Source organism: Balneolales bacterium ANBcel1, from assembly GCA_029688905.1.
Lineage (GTDB): Bacteria > Bacteroidota > Rhodothermia > Balneolales > Natronogracilivirgulaceae > SLLW01.
In genome coordinates this window covers 170,794-185,138 of sequence record JARULB010000002.1, presented here as the reverse complement: position 1 = coordinate 185,138, position 14,345 = coordinate 170,794, and the positions used below count along the sequence as shown (strand labels likewise).

General features: G+C 52.5%; 15 protein-coding genes. 3 read left to right on the top strand and 12 right to left on the bottom strand.

Annotation, left to right across the window (positions count from 1 at the left end; genetic code table 11):
- Window positions 1–60 precede the first annotated feature (60 nt).
- The 12 genes from rnc to pfkA all read right to left on the bottom strand — a co-directional run bounded on the left by rnc (window position 61) and on the right by pfkA (window position 9,946).
- Window positions 61–804 carry a ribonuclease III gene (gene rnc / locus QA596_02980; GenBank protein ID MDG5766417.1) on the bottom strand — a complete coding sequence of 248 codons (744 nt, stop codon included), beginning with the start codon at window positions 802–804 and terminating at the stop codon, window positions 61–63.
- Complete coding sequence (fabF, locus tag QA596_02975; protein MDG5766416.1) at window positions 804–2,048, bottom strand: beta-ketoacyl-ACP synthase II; 1,245 nt, start codon at window positions 2,046–2,048, stop codon at window positions 804–806. The genes rnc and fabF overlap by 1 nt, the downstream gene beginning before the upstream one ends.
- Before the next feature lie 26 nt (window positions 2,049–2,074).
- The gene (locus tag QA596_02970) at window positions 2,075–2,314 is read right to left on the bottom strand and encodes an acyl carrier protein (protein ID MDG5766415.1); all 240 of its coding nucleotides are present in this window, start codon (window positions 2,312–2,314) and stop codon (window positions 2,075–2,077) included.
- Between the two features lie 127 nt (window positions 2,315–2,441).
- Window positions 2,442–3,200: a 3-oxoacyl-[acyl-carrier-protein] reductase gene (gene fabG, locus QA596_02965; GenBank protein ID MDG5766414.1), complete on the bottom strand. Its 759-nt coding sequence runs from the start codon at window positions 3,198–3,200 to the stop codon at window positions 2,442–2,444.
- Between the two features lie 27 nt (window positions 3,201–3,227).
- Window positions 3,228–4,115: an ACP S-malonyltransferase gene (gene fabD, locus QA596_02960; GenBank protein ID MDG5766413.1), complete on the bottom strand. Its 888-nt coding sequence runs from the start codon at window positions 4,113–4,115 to the stop codon at window positions 3,228–3,230.
- A gap of 11 nt (window positions 4,116–4,126) precedes the next feature.
- The gene (locus tag QA596_02955; protein MDG5766412.1) at window positions 4,127–5,119 is read right to left on the bottom strand and encodes a ketoacyl-ACP synthase III; all 993 of its coding nucleotides are present in this window, start codon (window positions 5,117–5,119) and stop codon (window positions 4,127–4,129) included.
- A 49-nt stretch (window positions 5,120–5,168) separates the two neighbouring features.
- Window positions 5,169–6,152 (bottom strand): phosphate acyltransferase PlsX, encoded by a 984-nt coding sequence (gene plsX / locus QA596_02950; protein MDG5766411.1) that lies wholly within the window; start codon window positions 6,150–6,152, stop codon window positions 5,169–5,171.
- Window positions 6,153–6,252: 100 nt separating this feature from the next.
- On the bottom strand, window positions 6,253–6,438 hold the full coding sequence (gene rpmF, locus QA596_02945) for a 50S ribosomal protein L32 (protein ID MDG5766410.1): 186 nt from the start codon (window positions 6,436–6,438) through the stop codon (window positions 6,253–6,255).
- Window positions 6,439–6,450: 12 nt separating this feature from the next.
- Window positions 6,451–6,951, bottom strand: a complete 501-nt coding sequence (locus QA596_02940; protein ID MDG5766409.1) for a DUF177 domain-containing protein — start codon at window positions 6,949–6,951, stop codon at window positions 6,451–6,453.
- Window positions 6,952–7,013: 62 nt separating this feature from the next.
- A complete protein-coding gene (locus QA596_02935) occupies window positions 7,014–7,658 on the bottom strand; it encodes a deoxynucleoside kinase (protein MDG5766408.1) in 645 nt (214 codons plus the stop codon).
- A 5-nt stretch (window positions 7,659–7,663) separates the two neighbouring features.
- Window positions 7,664–8,956 (bottom strand): glucose-6-phosphate isomerase, encoded by a 1,293-nt coding sequence (locus QA596_02930; protein ID MDG5766407.1) that lies wholly within the window; start codon window positions 8,954–8,956, stop codon window positions 7,664–7,666.
- A 12-nt stretch (window positions 8,957–8,968) separates the two neighbouring features.
- Entirely contained in the window at window positions 8,969–9,946 is a 978-nt protein-coding gene (gene pfkA / locus QA596_02925; protein MDG5766406.1) for a 6-phosphofructokinase, read from the bottom strand.
- Window positions 9,947–10,088: 142 nt separating this feature from the next.
- Here pfkA and QA596_02920 point away from each other — a divergent pair, with 142 nt between their 5' ends.
- Genes QA596_02920 through QA596_02910 form a run of 3 tightly spaced genes read left to right on the top strand, consistent with a single transcriptional unit; the run spans window position 10,089 to window position 14,284 of the window.
- The gene (locus tag QA596_02920; GenBank protein ID MDG5766405.1) at window positions 10,089–11,108 is read left to right on the top strand and encodes a polyprenyl synthetase family protein; all 1,020 of its coding nucleotides are present in this window, start codon (window positions 10,089–10,091) and stop codon (window positions 11,106–11,108) included.
- Window positions 11,086–11,928: a UDP-2,3-diacylglucosamine diphosphatase gene (locus QA596_02915; GenBank protein ID MDG5766404.1), complete on the top strand. Its 843-nt coding sequence runs from the start codon at window positions 11,086–11,088 to the stop codon at window positions 11,926–11,928. Before QA596_02920 ends, QA596_02915 begins: the two co-directional genes overlap by 23 nt.
- Entirely contained in the window at window positions 11,912–14,284 is a 2,373-nt protein-coding gene (locus QA596_02910; GenBank protein ID MDG5766403.1) for a transglycosylase domain-containing protein, read from the top strand. The genes QA596_02915 and QA596_02910 overlap by 17 nt, the downstream gene beginning before the upstream one ends.
- Window positions 14,285–14,345: the final 61 nt, after the last annotated feature.

Here is a 14,345-nt window from a genome sequence, read left to right as displayed (position 1 = left end):
GAGATATAATCAAGCGGGTGTATTGAGTATAGAACGAATGACCATGTGATTCAATGTCTGCTATGCATCAAGTTCGTCGAGCGCGGATCTTGCCGCGGCCTGCTCGGCTTTCTTCTTGTTTTTACCGATTCCCCTGCCCAGGGTCCGGCCGTCGACAACGACTTCTACTTCAAACTCCTTCATATGCCCCGGACCTCTTTCACGGGTAATCCTGTACACCGGTGCCGGCTGCCTGCGAGCCTGGACCCTTTCCAGTAATATACTCTTATAATTGTCTTTGGTGGCAACCAGTTCGTCAAGGATAATGTATTTGTGATACAGATTCATCACAAATTTCCGGCACGTGAGATATCCGTGGTCTATAAACACCGCACCCACTACAGCTTCAAAAACATCCGAAAGTACATTATCGGTATGTTCAACGCCCTGATTTCGCACACGGTCACCTAGTTCAATCAGATCCGCAAGTTCTATATTTCTTGCGATCTCCGCGAGCATCTCTCCTTTTACCAGCCTGGACCGCAATTGTGTCATGAAGCCTTCATCGGAATAGGGAAACTCTTCAAAAATAATTTCCGATACAATCAGATCCAGAACGGCATCACCCATGAACTCAAGCTGTTCATAGGATTCATTCGAAGCCATTCTTTTTTCCGCGACAATAGAGCGGTGTCGGAGTGCCTTCAGGTAAAGATCAGGTTCCCGGGCTGGAACGCCTGTCAGCTCTTCCAGCCGGTCCAGCTTCTTCCGGTAATCAGGATCGAGCTTTTGTCTCTCAAAATAAGCCCGGATTCGGTGTATCACTAGTCCTGATATTTTTTAAAGGCAAGGCAGGTGTTGTGCCCCCCAAATCCAAAGGCGTTATTGAGGCCGTACGTAATATCCCTGACCTCTGTCTCATTCGTGGTATAATTGAGATCGCACTCAGGATCGGGATGTTCGTAGTTGATGGTGGGTGGTATCATTCCGTGGTAGATCGCCAGCAACGTTGCAATCGACTCGGCGGCTCCGGCCGCGCCCAGCATATGGCCGGTCATCGATTTCGTTGAATTAAGGCTCATGTTATAGGAATGGTCACCAAATACTTTTTTAATGGACCTGGTCTCGGCGACATCTCCCAGCGGAGTTGCAGTACCGTGCATGTTGATATGTTCCACATCCTCCGGACGAATACCGGCGGATTTAAGCGCGGAAGTCATGGCAAGAATTACCCCTTTGCCATCGGGGTCGGGTGCGGTGATGTGATAGGCATCGGCAGAAAAGCCATATCCGGCGACTTCGCCATAGATACGCGCTCCCCTCTTGAGTGCCGACTCCAGTGTCTCAAGGACCATCATACCGGCGCCTTCCCCCAGTACAAAACCGTCACGGGTCTTGTCGAATGGCCGTGAAGCCGTCTCGGGTGAATCATTCCGAGTAGACATGGCCCTTACGGCGTTGAAACCGGCCAGGCCCATGCCGAATACCGGGGCTTCCGAACCTCCGCAAACGGCATAGTCTGCCTGGTCATTGACAATCGCGTCGTAAGCGAGCCCGATATTGTGCGATCCGGTGGCACAAGCTGAAACCGCACAATAATTTGGTCCGCGAAAACCGTATTTGATGGAAATCTGTCCGGCCGCCATATCCGGTATGAGCATGGGTATGAAGAACGGAGAAATGGCACGCTGGCCTTTTTCATAAAACTGCACGGCCTGGTCGTAAAAGACCTGCATTCCTCCGATACCGCTTCCCACAAGAACTGCGACTCTGTCGCTGTCCATCTCTTCCGGATCCAGCTTTGCATCTGCAATAGCCTCATCTGCAGTGATAAGCGCATACTGGCAGAATTTGTCAAGCCGGCGAGCCTCCTTGGGTTTCATGTAGTCCGCAGCATCATAATCTTCGATTTGTGCAGCAAACCGGGTCGGAAAATTGGTAACGTCAAAATTGTCAATGGTTTTGGCGCCACTTTTTCCGGAAACCAGCCCGTTCCAGAACTCGGGGGCACCCTTACCAATTGGTGTAAGGGCCCCTATACCGGTTATAACGACTCTACGTTTTCCCATCAATTAGTAACAAAGAGATGTGCCTTTCAGGAAATTTTGCCTTTCAGATAGTTTACGGCATCACCAACCGTAGCAATATTTTCTGCATCCTCGTCAGGGATACTGATGTCAAACTCTTTTTCAAATTCCATGATCAGTTCGACGGTATCCAGTGAATCGGCACCCAGATCGTTGGTAAAGTTGGCATCGGATCCCACCTCGGATTCATCTACACCAAGTTTATCAACGATAATGGACTTTACTTTTGCATCGATATCTTGCGACATAATGTGTTACCTGTGTATTGATTGTTATCTGTTTGATTTCGCGATTTTTGGAAAAACCAATGGGCTCGCTTAAACGCCTTTTATAATAAAAAGAGATTCGAGTATAATCAACAAAAACGGTCGTGTCCTACATGGCCATGCCTCCGTCCACAGGCAGAACCGCGCCCGTCACGTATGCGGAAGCATCGGAAGCCAGGAATCGCACGGCACCGGCCACTTCGGAGGGCTCACCCGCCCGTTTGAGCGGAATGGCAGCAATAATGGAATCCAGCACTTTTTCATCCAGCTGGCCCGTCATCTCGGTGGTGATGTAGCCCGGCGCAACAACATTGACACGGATATTGCGTGAAGCCACCTCCTTGGCCAGCGATTTTGTAAAACCGATAATCCCGGCTTTTGAAGCGGCGTAGTTGGTTTGGCCCGCGTTCCCCCCGATGCCTACCACCGAACCGATGTTGATGATGGATCCCGACCGGTTTTTCATCATGGGACGGATGGCCGCTTTTGAGTAGTTGAACACACTCTTGAGGTTGGTGCGGATGACTTCGTCCCACTGCTCTTCGGTCATGCGCATGATCAGGGTGTCCCGGGTGATTCCGGCATTGTTAACCAGTATATCGGGACCCGAAAATTCTTTTGCGGCGATTGCCATCACCTCTTCGGCCTGTTTGAAGTCAACGGCATCGGCCTTAACGGCTTTCGCTTTGCGTCCTTTCGCCTGAATCTCCTCAACCACTTTCTGTGCCGCTTCTTCAGATCTGGCAAAGGTGATTAGCACATCCGCGCCAGCGTCGGCAAGATCCAGGGCAATAGCCCTGCCAATACCCCGACTGCCCCCGGTTACCAGTGCTGTTTTGCCTTGCAGCAGATTGTTATCCGAGCTCATAAGTTATTCGTATGTTGATTGTTGGATTTACTGAAAACCGGAGATTCCGGCCTCTTTCAGTGTTCGTTTTACAAGGCCTTGCAGAACTGCCCCCGGCCCTACTTCGATAAAGTGCCTGGCCTCGTCGTTGAACATGGTTTGCAGTGTCCTGGTCCATTGAACCGGACACAACAGCTGCCGCTTGACATTGTCTTTAAGTACATCCACATCAACCGATCCCTCCCCGGTGACATTGGAATATACAAAGGACCGCGGTGTTTTAAAGACAAGACCGTCGATAATTTCATTCAGTTTATCACTCGCCGGTTCCATCAGCGGTGAGTGAAAGGCTCCGCTCACGGGCAGTTTTTTTACCAGTTTCGCGCCGGCCTCTTTCAGTTTCGCTGCCGCACTTTCTACGGCAGTTTCATGACCGGATATCACCAACTGCCCTTTGGCATTGTAATTGGCCGGACCGACCGTACCCTCCTGTTCTTCGGAAACTCCGCGGCACACCTGCTCAACGAGGGTATCGTCCAGGCCGATGACCGCCGCCATGGCCCCGGGTTGTTCTTCTCCGGCCGCCTGCATCAGCTCACCCCGCTTCCGGACAGTCTGAAGAGCATCTTCGAAGGTCAGCACTCCGGCTGCCGCCAATGCCGTATATTCCCCCAGACTGTGACCGGCATACATGTCGGGCGTATGACCAAGTGATTCGTACAGTGCATAGGCATGGAGAAATAGAGCAGGCTGTGTGTATCTGGTCTGGGACAGATCGGCGTCACTGCCGTCGAACATGACTTCCGTGATGGAGTAGCCTAAAACTTCGTCGGCCTGATCACATCGCTTTGTAAACGTGCTGTCAAACCGGTAATGGTTCTTTCCCATCCCCTTGTACTGTGATCCCTGTCCGGGAAAAAGATACGCTTTTTTCATGGGTGAGGTATTTAGATGGCCCATTTGAGATAGGTGGCACCCCAGGTGTAGCCACCCCCAAAGGCGGCCAGCACCAGATTGTCGCCTTTGTTTAAACGGTCTTTCCAGTCGTACAGGCAGAGCGGAATCGTAGCCGCCGTGGTATTGCCGTACTTTTCGATATTGATCATCACCTTCTCCTTACTGATGTTCATCCGCCGTGCCGTGGCATCTATGATCCTCAGATTCGCCTGATGGGGCACCAGCCAGTGGATATCATCAGAAGTGAGGTTGTTCTTTTTCATGATTTCAACCGACACATCGGCCATACCTTCTGTCGCTTTCTTGAAAACGGAACGGCCTTCCTGTCTGATGTAGTGCATTTTCTGATCAACGGTCTCCCTGGTGGCGGGATTTCGGCTCCCACCGCCGGTCTGAATCAGCGCTTGGGCACCTTCCGCCGATGAATACATGATATGGTCGATCACGCCGGTTTCGTCTTCGGAAGGTTCCAGCAGTACGCCGGCAGCGGCATCCCCAAAGAGGATACAGGTGGTGCGATCGGTGAAATCGACGATGGAGCTCATTTTATCGGAACCGATAACCAGCACTTTTTTGCATTGGCCGGATTCAATAAGGGCCGAACCAGAGCTGAGGGCGAACAAAAAGCCGGAACAGGCAGCCGACAGATCATATCCGAAGGCGTTAGTCGCTCCGATCATGGTCTGGGTAAGGCACGCGGTAGCCGGAAACATGTAATCCGGAGTAATAGTAGCCACAATGATGGCATCAATCTCCTTGGGATCAAGTTCGCGCTGCTTCAGGATCTCCCTGGCCGCTTCTGCCGCCATAAATGCGGATGCCTTGTCAGGATCTTTGAGGATGCGCCTTTCGCTGATGCCGGTTCGGGTGCGAATCCATTCGTCGTTGGTATCAACCATGGACTCCAGCTCCTTGTTGGTAAGCACATAATCGGGTAAATAGTGCCCCACTGCCGATATACGCGCTCTTATTTTGGAACTCATTCAGGTATTATCTACAGTCAGTGATAGTTCTGATTAAAACATCCGTCGATCAGGCCAACGATGCAATGATTTTTCTGTTGATGTCAGCTTCCGCCATGGCTACGGCATTGAGAATCATATTCTTGATGGCAACCGGCGAGCTGCCTCCATGACCGACCATACTGATCCCGTTTACACCCAGAAACGGCACTCCGCCCACCCGCTGATAGTCGAAGGGCGCGAAGGCCTCCTCAAGCAGGGAAACCACCAGGGCGGTCTGTTCGGAATTCAGCTGCTTCTTGCGAATGGTTCCCATCAGCATCGTCTTAAGAGCTTCCGGTACAGATTCACCGAATTTCAGAAGGATGTTTCCGGTGATCCCGTCACAGACAAATACGTCGGCCTGACCGGACAGCACATCCCGCCCCTCGATATTACCAACAAAATTGGGGAGTGCTTCCAGCATACCATACGCTTTTTTCAGGGTTTCCGACCCTTTCTCTTTCTCTTCTCCGACATTGAGAAGCCCGATGCGCGGCAACTCGATTCCCATCACATCCCGGGCGTAAATATTGCCCATGCATCCGAATTGAAACAGCATCTCGGCTTTGGAATCCAGGTTTGCACCGGCATCAATCATCAGGCCGGTTCCCTTCAGTGTGGGGAAATAGGTAGCGATAGTGGGACGCAGTACCCCTTCGAGCCGGCCCAGAATAAAGGCGGAGGCAGCCATCAGCGCACCGGTGTTGCCGGCGCTGACAAATCCATCGACCATGCCCTTCTGGTGAAGACCGAGGCCCTGAACAATCGAAGAGCGGGGTTTGCCCTTGACTGCCTGGGCGGGTGACTCGTCCATCCCGATAATTTCGGGAGCATCATGGACCATGACCCTGTCTTCCGGGTACTGTTCTCCTTTGAAAGCTTCCGCGATCTGGTCCTGTGGACCAACCAGTACAACTGAAAGCTCCGAATTCTCCTTCACAGCAAGAAGGGCTCCTTCAACGGGATTTCCGGGAAAATGATCACCTCCGGCGGCATCGACTGCAATCTTCATCTTTTCAATTGGTTACATGGAAAGTGCTCCGTACGAAACGGTGTGACAATCGGATTGGGCTGCCGGATGTCAACCGAACAGCTCCAGACGAAAAAGATGGTTATACTTCGGTTTCGGCCTTGATGACCTGGCGTCCGCGATAGTAACCACACTCGGTGCAGGCGCGGTGCCGCTGATGGGTTGCACCGCAATTGGGGCATTCCGAGAGGGTAACATCGGCCAGTTTTTGATGGGTGCGACGCTTGTCACGTCGTGCTTTGGAAGTTTTTCTTTTGGGATGTGCCATTGGATCTATTCGTTAATTCTTTGGAATGTTCTGTTTCAATTTCTTCAGTTTGTCCCATCTGGGATCATGCTCTTTATCCTCTTCTCCAAACCGTACTTTAAAATCTGTAACCTCACCATCCCGGTAATATCTGGGATGGAGCTTTTTGGCGGGAACACTCAGCAACAGGGAATCCCGCAACTCCCGGGTGATATCAACCACGTTCTGCGCGGGGTCGAGCCGTCGGAATGCTCCGGACAGGTCTTCCCGTTCATCCTGCGCGTCGGTCTGGAAAACAACCTCGTACGTACTCTTCAGCTCCGTGGAAAATGTATCCAGAGACCGGTCACATACAAATTCCGCTTCCGCTGTGATCTCACATTCGATCCGAAGGTGTTCATCCCGTTTGTGAAACCGCAGCGCAAGGTTTATCGTACGGATCTCCGATAAGTCGATATCCAGCTCCTCAGCGGAAACTGTCATATGCTCCTGCGATATCCCTTTGGGAATCTCATTCAGTCGAAACGAAATCATATAAATTCACCTGCTTGTAACAAAGCTGGTAAAGTTAGCAATTATTGACTGCATTTACAACGTCAGGAAAAGAGTCCGTACCTTCGTTGTTCCACCATTTCGATTATCTTGCCGAGATCTTCGTTGTTGCTCACAAAATCGATATGGTCGGTATCCACAATCAGTTTTTCATGCGGATAGCGTTCGATCCAGTCTTCATACAGGGTGTTCAGCCGTTCGAGATATTCAATTCGAATGGTGCTTTCGTAGTCACGGCCTCTCTGCTGGATCTGCCGGACGAGCGTGGGCACATCGGCCCGGAGGTAGATGAGCAGGTCGGGCGGTGTCAGAAATTCCACCATTTCGTGAAACAGGTTGCTGTAATTTTCAAAATCACGTTTGCTCATCAGCCCCATCTGATAGAGATTCTTTGCAAAAATCTCCACATCCTCATAAATGGTTCTGTCCTGGACGAAGCTTTCCCTGGTACTCACGATTTCCTTCTGACTTTTGAATCGGCTGGAGAGAAAATAGACTTGCAGATTGAAACTCCACCTTCTCATGTCTTCGTAGAAATCCGACAAATAGGGGTTGTCATCCACCGATTCGTAATAGGCCCTCCATTTGAAATGTTTGGCCAAAAGGGTTGTCAAAGATGATTTTCCGGCGCCAATATTGCCGGCAACAGCGTAATAGGAGAAGCCGCTTTTGCTTTTAATGTCAGCCATAGATTCTAATCCTCTTTTCCAAGCAGTTGATACATGGCTTTTTTGTAGGCCTCTACCCCCGGCTGATCGAAGGGATTTTCACCAAGCGAGTAGACAAAAACGGCGGTCGCCATTTCAAAGTAGTAGATCACCTGGCCAAGGCTCGACGCGTCCAGTTTTTCCAGTTCACCAACAAAGATCGGTACGCCTCCGTCGAGATGTGCCTGCACGGTTCCCTGGAAAGCTTTGTCGTTGATCTCCTCCATGGATTTACCGGCCAGGTAATTGAGTCCGTCGTAGTTTCTCGGCTCATTCGACACGACCATGGATTTTTCGGTTTTGGCGACGGTGAGGAAGGTCTCCATGATGTTCCGCTTACCCTCCTGAACCATTTGTCCGAGGCTGTGCAGATCGGTCGAGTATTGGGCAACCGCGGGAAACAGGCCCTTGCCGTTTTTGCCCTCGCTCTCGCCGTAAAGCTGCTGAAGCCAGCTTCCCATGGAGGAGAGTGCCGGCTCAAAGCTTGCGACCAGCTCCAGAGCATACCCTTTGTTGTTCAGGGCATAGCGGGCCGTTACATAGTCGAGGAGGTTTTTTCGATCTCCGTTCAGGGTGCGATATGCCTCTACGGCTCCATAGAAAAGGTCTTTCACCGCGATACCGGCCGCTGCAATGGGAAGCAGCCCCACAGGGGTAAGAACCGAAAAACGGCCGCCGACATCATCCGGCAAAATGAATTTCCGATAGCCGTATGCCTTGATGATTTTGTTCAGGGCGCCTCCTTCCCTGCTGGTGGTGCAAAATATCCTTGAAACGGCCTCATCGCCGTAACGGCCGTGCATCCAGTTTCGAAGCTCCCGGAAGGCAATGGCGGTTTCCATGGTGGTACCCGACTTGGAGATTACATTCAGGTAGACCTCCTTGCGGCTTCCGTCGATTTTGGGTTTCTCCAGATGGCGGATCAGGTTCTTCAGGTAGGCGCCGGAAATGTGATGCCCTGCGTAGACGATTTCAGGACCCTCGTCACGAAACGGAGGGGTAAGCGCATCGATCACGGCCTTTGCACCCAGATAGGAACCACCGATACCGCACACAATGAAAACGTCCGCTTTTTTGTAGATGTCGGTACCGATAGCCTCCATATTCTCCAGAAGCGCGTCATTGGGATTTTTCAGGATGTCCTGCCACCCGAGCCACTCCGATCCGGGGCCGTCCCTGCTGTCCAGCATAGCGGAAGAGGCCTCAACCGTTCCGGACGCCTCGCCCCACTCCTTGTCGGTTATAAATGAGCGAGCGCGTGAAATATCAATGGTAAACATATATGCAATGGATTAGCTGAGAACCTTGGCAAGTTCCAGCAGTTCATAATTTAAGCTTTTCTTTTTGGCCCAGGTGTTCTTCATCGGGGTCAGTTTGGTTGCGTTATTGACCACACCGACCATCACGCAGGTATGACCCTCAAGCAGGGCCTGAACGGCGGCACTGCCGAGTCTGCTGGCCAGAACACGGTCGCGCGAGGTCGGTGAGCCGCCCCGCTGAAGGTGTCCGAGCACACTGACCCGCATTTCATACTTGGCAAAATCGTCTTTCAGGCTCTCGGCCAGCTTTACGGCACCTCCGGTCTCGTCACCCTCAGCGACAATAACGAGGCTGCTGCGGCGCTGGACCTTGAATACCTCGTTCAGGCTTTCACGTACATCCTTCACCTGCGAGACACCTTCCGGCAGAAGTATCAGTTCGGCACCGGTTGCAATGCCGGTCTCCAGTGCAATAAAACCGGCCTCGCGCCCCATTACCTCGACCAGGAACAGGCGGTCGTGGGCGTCGGCCGTATCCCGGATTTTGTCGATCGCTTCCATGGCGGTATTCATAGCGGTATCGTATCCGATGGTTTCATCGGTCCCTGAAAGGTCGTTGTCGATGGTTCCGGGCACACCAACCACCGGAACACCAAACTCATCGAAGAGTTCTGTGGCCCCGCGGAATGTTCCGTCACCGCCGATGGCCACGATGGCATCAACATGGTGCTTCTTCAAATTTTCAACGGCTGTTTTCCGCCCTTCATACTCGCGAAAGTCTTTTGAGCGGGCTGATTTGAGGATGGTGCCGCCCCGCTGGATGATATTGGAAACCGAATGGTCTTCCAGTTCAACAAAATCCTCGTTAATCATCCCCTGGTACCCGAAACGCACCCCCAAAACAGAGATGTCGTTACTTAAGGCCGTGCGTACGACCGCTCTCACAGCTGCGTTCATTCCCGGAGAATCACCACCACTGGTAAATACTGCGATGCGTTTGATTGTTTTCATGGTCTTTTATCCAGATTTTATGTTCAACATTCCGGTATTTACGGGGCGTTACTTATTCATGGAATAACAGCCAACGGCCGCCTCCCTGTTTAGTGCGACTACAAAGATACCAAAATAATCCAAAAATGAGTGTTACATTTGCATGACAACATCCGAAACGGAGAATAAAATCGAGAACATCCCGCCTTCCATCACATCACTGAAAGAGATCCAGAAGCCGCTGGAAAAGGAGCTGAAAGAGTTCAAGGCGCACTTCAAAAAGCAGCTTCAGACCGACGTGTTCCTGCTTAACCGCATTATTGGTTACCTGATGCGGATGAAAGGAAAAGAGATGCGGCCGATTCTGGTGCTGCTTTCCGCCCGGCTTTGCGGGGGGATCACCGTTCGGTCCAATATCGCGGCAACCATGATTGAACTGCTCCATACGGCAACACTCATTCACGACGACGTGGTGGACGAGGCCGACCGGCGCAGGGGTTTTTTGAGCATCAACAAGATTTGGAAAAACAAGGCAAGTGTGCTTTTGGGGGATTTTCTTCTTGCCAAGGGGCTTTTGGTTGCGGTGGAGTCGGGGGAGTATGAGCTTCTGGGGGCGCTGTCCACCGCCGTCAAAAAAATGAGCGAAGGCGAGCTGAGGCAAATGAAAGCATCAAAGCTCCAGAACATGACCGAAGAGAAGTATTACCGGATTATCTCCGAAAAGACCGGCAGCCTGCTGGTAGCGTGTTGCGAATGCGGAGCCATCAGCGCAGACGCGCCGCCGGAAGTTCGTTCGAGAATGAAGGAGATCGGGCATCATATCGGTATCGCTTTCCAGATTCGTGACGACCTCCTGGACTACGAAGACATACAAACAGGCAAAACCTCCGGAAACGACATCATCGAACGAAAAATCACCCTGCCGTTTATCGCGGCGCTTGATTCCGCTGGCCTGACTGCCCGCAGACGCATGCGGTGGCTGTACCGGAAGAAAGGCAAGACTTCCGGCGACGTTGAACGAATACGAACGTTTGTGGAAGAGAACGGCGGCCTCGACTACACGCGAAAGAAAATGGAATATCATGCCGGCAAGGCACTGGCCGCGCTCGGGGAGTTTCCCGACAGCGAAACCCGCACCCTGTTTTCCGAATTTATCCGATTTGTCATCTACCGAAAAAAATAGCACCGTCTATCCGCCCGGTTCCTCCCTCCTGTTTTTTTCTGATGCGCACCTCGGGGCTTTTTCCGATGACAGAAACCGGCAGCTGGAACGGGAGCTTGTTGAGCTGATGGAGTATTGTGAAGAGCAGGAAATCCGGCCTGTGATACTGGGAGACCTGTTCGACTACTGGATGGAATTTGACAGCCGGCCCCCGCCCCTGGCCGAAAACCTCCTAACCTGGTTCCGAAATTATCATCGTCGAAGCGGGAATCAAACGCTGTTTGTGACCGGCAACCATGATAACTGGTCGTTTGGCTATCTGGATTCGCTTGGCTTTGATGTGGAGCATGAGTACAGAATTCTCCGGGCCGGCAATAAGCGCATACTGGTGCTGCATGGCGACGGGCTCGCGGATCCCGCTATGAATCTTCCGCGTCCCGCACTGCATCGATTGCTTAGAAATTCGTATTTTATATGGATGTATCAACGCGTTTTTCCACCGCCACTGGGATGGCATCTGATGAAAAAATTCTCCAAAACCTCCAAACAGCGCAACCGAACCCATTTCAACAGCGCTACGGTTTCGAATCTTGACACATGGGCTCATTCCAGGATAACGGAAGATCCGGAGCTGGACGCCGTGGTTTACGGACATCACCACAAACCGGTACATGCGGCATTATCCGGGAAGAACGCTCTGAACTGCGGCTCATTCGCCCGGTTTAAAACAGCCGCCCTGTATACCAACGGGAAATTCGAACTCGTTACTTGGATGCGGAAACGCAGGAAGTTGCAAACATTTACGCAGAAATTGCCTGAAAGGAATGGCGAAACAATTTGATGATATCGACATGGACCGGTACCTGAATGACCCTGGGTACCGACGTGAAATGTCCCGAAAAAGAAAAGAGCAGGCGGAAGAGGAGTTGCGAGCCAAAGGCAACTCTTCCAAAGCCGGCAAAGCAGGGAAGAAATCGCGTAAAACCGCAAAAAACGGATCAATGATCGGCTGGCGCCACATCTTTTTCGCATTCGGACTGGTGATCATCGGCGGTTTTATTGCGGGACTGCTCTTTTTCTCCTATCTCGCACAGGGGCTCCCGTCTGTTGAAGAACTTGAAAATCCCCAGACCGACGAGGCCAGTTTTGTCATGAGCCGCGATGGTGCCGCACTGGACAAGTTCTTTACCGAAAACCGTACCTACATACGCTATGACGAGATATCGCCGAATGTGATCAACGCGTTGATTGCCACCGAGGATCATCGTTTTTACTCCCACTGGGGGATCGATCTCTACCGGACTCTGGCAATTCCCTACCATCTGATTCGGGGAAACCCCCAGGGCGGATCAACCATATCGCAGCAGCTGGCCCGAAACCTGTACCGATCGATCGGGCGCGAAGTAAATGTTACCCGCAAGCTCCGCGAGATGATTACCGCCATCCAGATAGAGCAGAACTATACCAAGCAGGAAATCATCGAGATGTATTTGAACACGGTTGAGTTCAGTAACAGCACCTTCGGAATCGAGTCTGCCGCCCTTACCCATTTCAACAAACCGGCCTCCGATCTGTCGGTTTCCGAAGCGGCCACTCTGATCGGTACCCTCCAGGCGGTCTCCGCGCTGAATCCCCGGACACGGCCGGAGCGCTCTCAGCGCAGGAGAAATGTGGTACTTTCCCAGTTGTCCCGGCACGGTTTCATCACCGAAGCGGAGCTGCAGCAGCTTCGTTCCGAACCGATTGTCCTGGATTACAACCCTCCCTTCCGGACCGGTCGCGAAAGCAGACATTTCGGCCAGTACGTCAGACAACAGGTTCAGAGCTGGGCGACTGAAAACGGATATGACCTGTACCGCGACGGCCTGGTCATCCATACAACCATCGATTCGCGCATGCAGCGATATGCCGAACAGGCCCTCAGGGACCAGCTGGAGTCACATCAGCAACAATTCGAAAGAGAATGGACGTCAGAGGGCAGCGACGTCTACATGGACAAACTCTGGGAGGAATATCCCGGATTCCTGGAGAGCTTTATTGCCGAAACGGACCGGTTCCGCCGGTATCTCAGCGAAAATCGCGGCAGCCGGCAGGAAGTGATCGAGGAACTGAAATCCAACGAGGCGTTCGTCGACTCCGTCAAAAGAGCCCGGGCCCGTCTTGAGGCCGGATTTGTGGCCATCGACCCATCCAACGGAAACATTCTCGCATGGGTGGGAGGATCGGATTACAGCACTATCCAGCGCGACAATGTGTACCAGTTGCGCCGGCAAACCGGATCCACGTTCAAGCCGTTTGTCTATGCCGTGGCTATCGACCACGGCTACCGCCCGTACCACCGCTTTTCCAAATACCCGGTCAACTTTTTTGACGCCAGCGGGGACCGGTGGTCACCCCGCGACCCGGTGATCCCCAGCGGCCCGGAGATGATGACGCTTCGGGAGGGACTCGGCCGCAGCTTGAACAACGTTACGGTGCGACTGCTCCCGGAACTGGCGGGGACCCCCGGCACCAACCGCCTGGAGGACCTGCAGCCGGCAGGTGAACGAATCGCCGAATTTGCCAGAAATATGGGTATCAACCGAACGCCGCTTATCACCCGCCCTTCCATAGCGCTCGGAACCGCCGAGTCCAGTCTTCTGGAGCTTACAAGCGCCTATTCCACGTTCGCCAATATGGGTGTTCACATTGAGCCCTTTGCGGTAACGCGAATTGAAGACAGCGAGGGTAACGTACTCCAGGAATTTCGCTCAGAGCGGCAAAGCGAGGTTATCAGTCCGGAGACCGCCTACATCATGGTCGACATGATGCGGGGAGTGATCCGCGGAGGGCAAGGCTGGTTCGGTACCGGAAACAGAATGAACTGGATGTTCAATATCAGTCAGGATATTGCCGGAAAGACCGGCACTACACAAAACAGTGCCGACAACTGGTTTGTGGCCATGATGCCGCATATTGTCGCGGGTGCCTGGGTGGGCGGCGAAGACCGCAGAATTCGATTTCCGCAAAACACACAGGTCGGGCAGGGAGCCAGAACAGCGCTGCCGATCGTCGGTCAGTTCATCCAGAGCTGTGCCAATGACCCCAATGTCCCGTGGTCAACGTCCGCTTTCGAGCAACCCCAGGGCTTTGTTATGGAAACGCCACCGGAGGACAGAACGGAGCAGGAGAGCCGCCCGAGCCGTATCAGCTGGTAGCACGGTACGGTAGCGGGTGCTACCGTGCTCTCTCTCGATACTTCGGGAAGCAAGTCTCTCT

Coding starts and splice junctions, on each gene's coding strand:
- fabF (MDG5766416.1), bottom strand. CDS start 2,048: ATGGGAAAACGTAGAGTCGTTATAACCGGTATAGGGGCCCTTACACCA.
- QA596_02970 (MDG5766415.1), bottom strand. CDS start 2,314: ATGTCGCAAGATATCGATGCAAAAGTAAAGTCCATTATCGTTGATAAA.
- fabG (MDG5766414.1), bottom strand. CDS start 3,200: ATGAGCTCGGATAACAATCTGCTGCAAGGCAAAACAGCACTGGTAACC.
- fabD (MDG5766413.1), bottom strand. CDS start 4,115: ATGAAAAAAGCGTATCTTTTTCCCGGACAGGGATCACAGTACAAGGGG.
- QA596_02955 (MDG5766412.1), bottom strand. CDS start 5,119: ATGAGTTCCAAAATAAGAGCGCGTATATCGGCAGTGGGGCACTATTTA.
- plsX (MDG5766411.1), bottom strand. CDS start 6,152: ATGAAGATTGCAGTCGATGCCGCCGGAGGTGATCATTTTCCCGGAAAT.
- rpmF (MDG5766410.1), bottom strand. CDS start 6,438: ATGGCACATCCCAAAAGAAAAACTTCCAAAGCACGACGTGACAAGCGT.
- QA596_02940 (MDG5766409.1), bottom strand. CDS start 6,951: ATGATTTCGTTTCGACTGAATGAGATTCCCAAAGGGATATCGCAGGAG.
- QA596_02935 (MDG5766408.1), bottom strand. CDS start 7,658: ATGGCTGACATTAAAAGCAAAAGCGGCTTCTCCTATTACGCTGTTGCC.
- QA596_02930 (MDG5766407.1), bottom strand. CDS start 8,956: ATGTTTACCATTGATATTTCACGCGCTCGCTCATTTATAACCGACAAG.
- pfkA (MDG5766406.1), bottom strand. CDS start 9,946: ATGAAAACAATCAAACGCATCGCAGTATTTACCAGTGGTGGTGATTCT.
- QA596_02920 (MDG5766405.1), top strand. CDS start 10,089: ATGACAACATCCGAAACGGAGAATAAAATCGAGAACATCCCGCCTTCC.
- QA596_02910 (MDG5766403.1), top strand. CDS start 11,912: ATGGCGAAACAATTTGATGATATCGACATGGACCGGTACCTGAATGAC.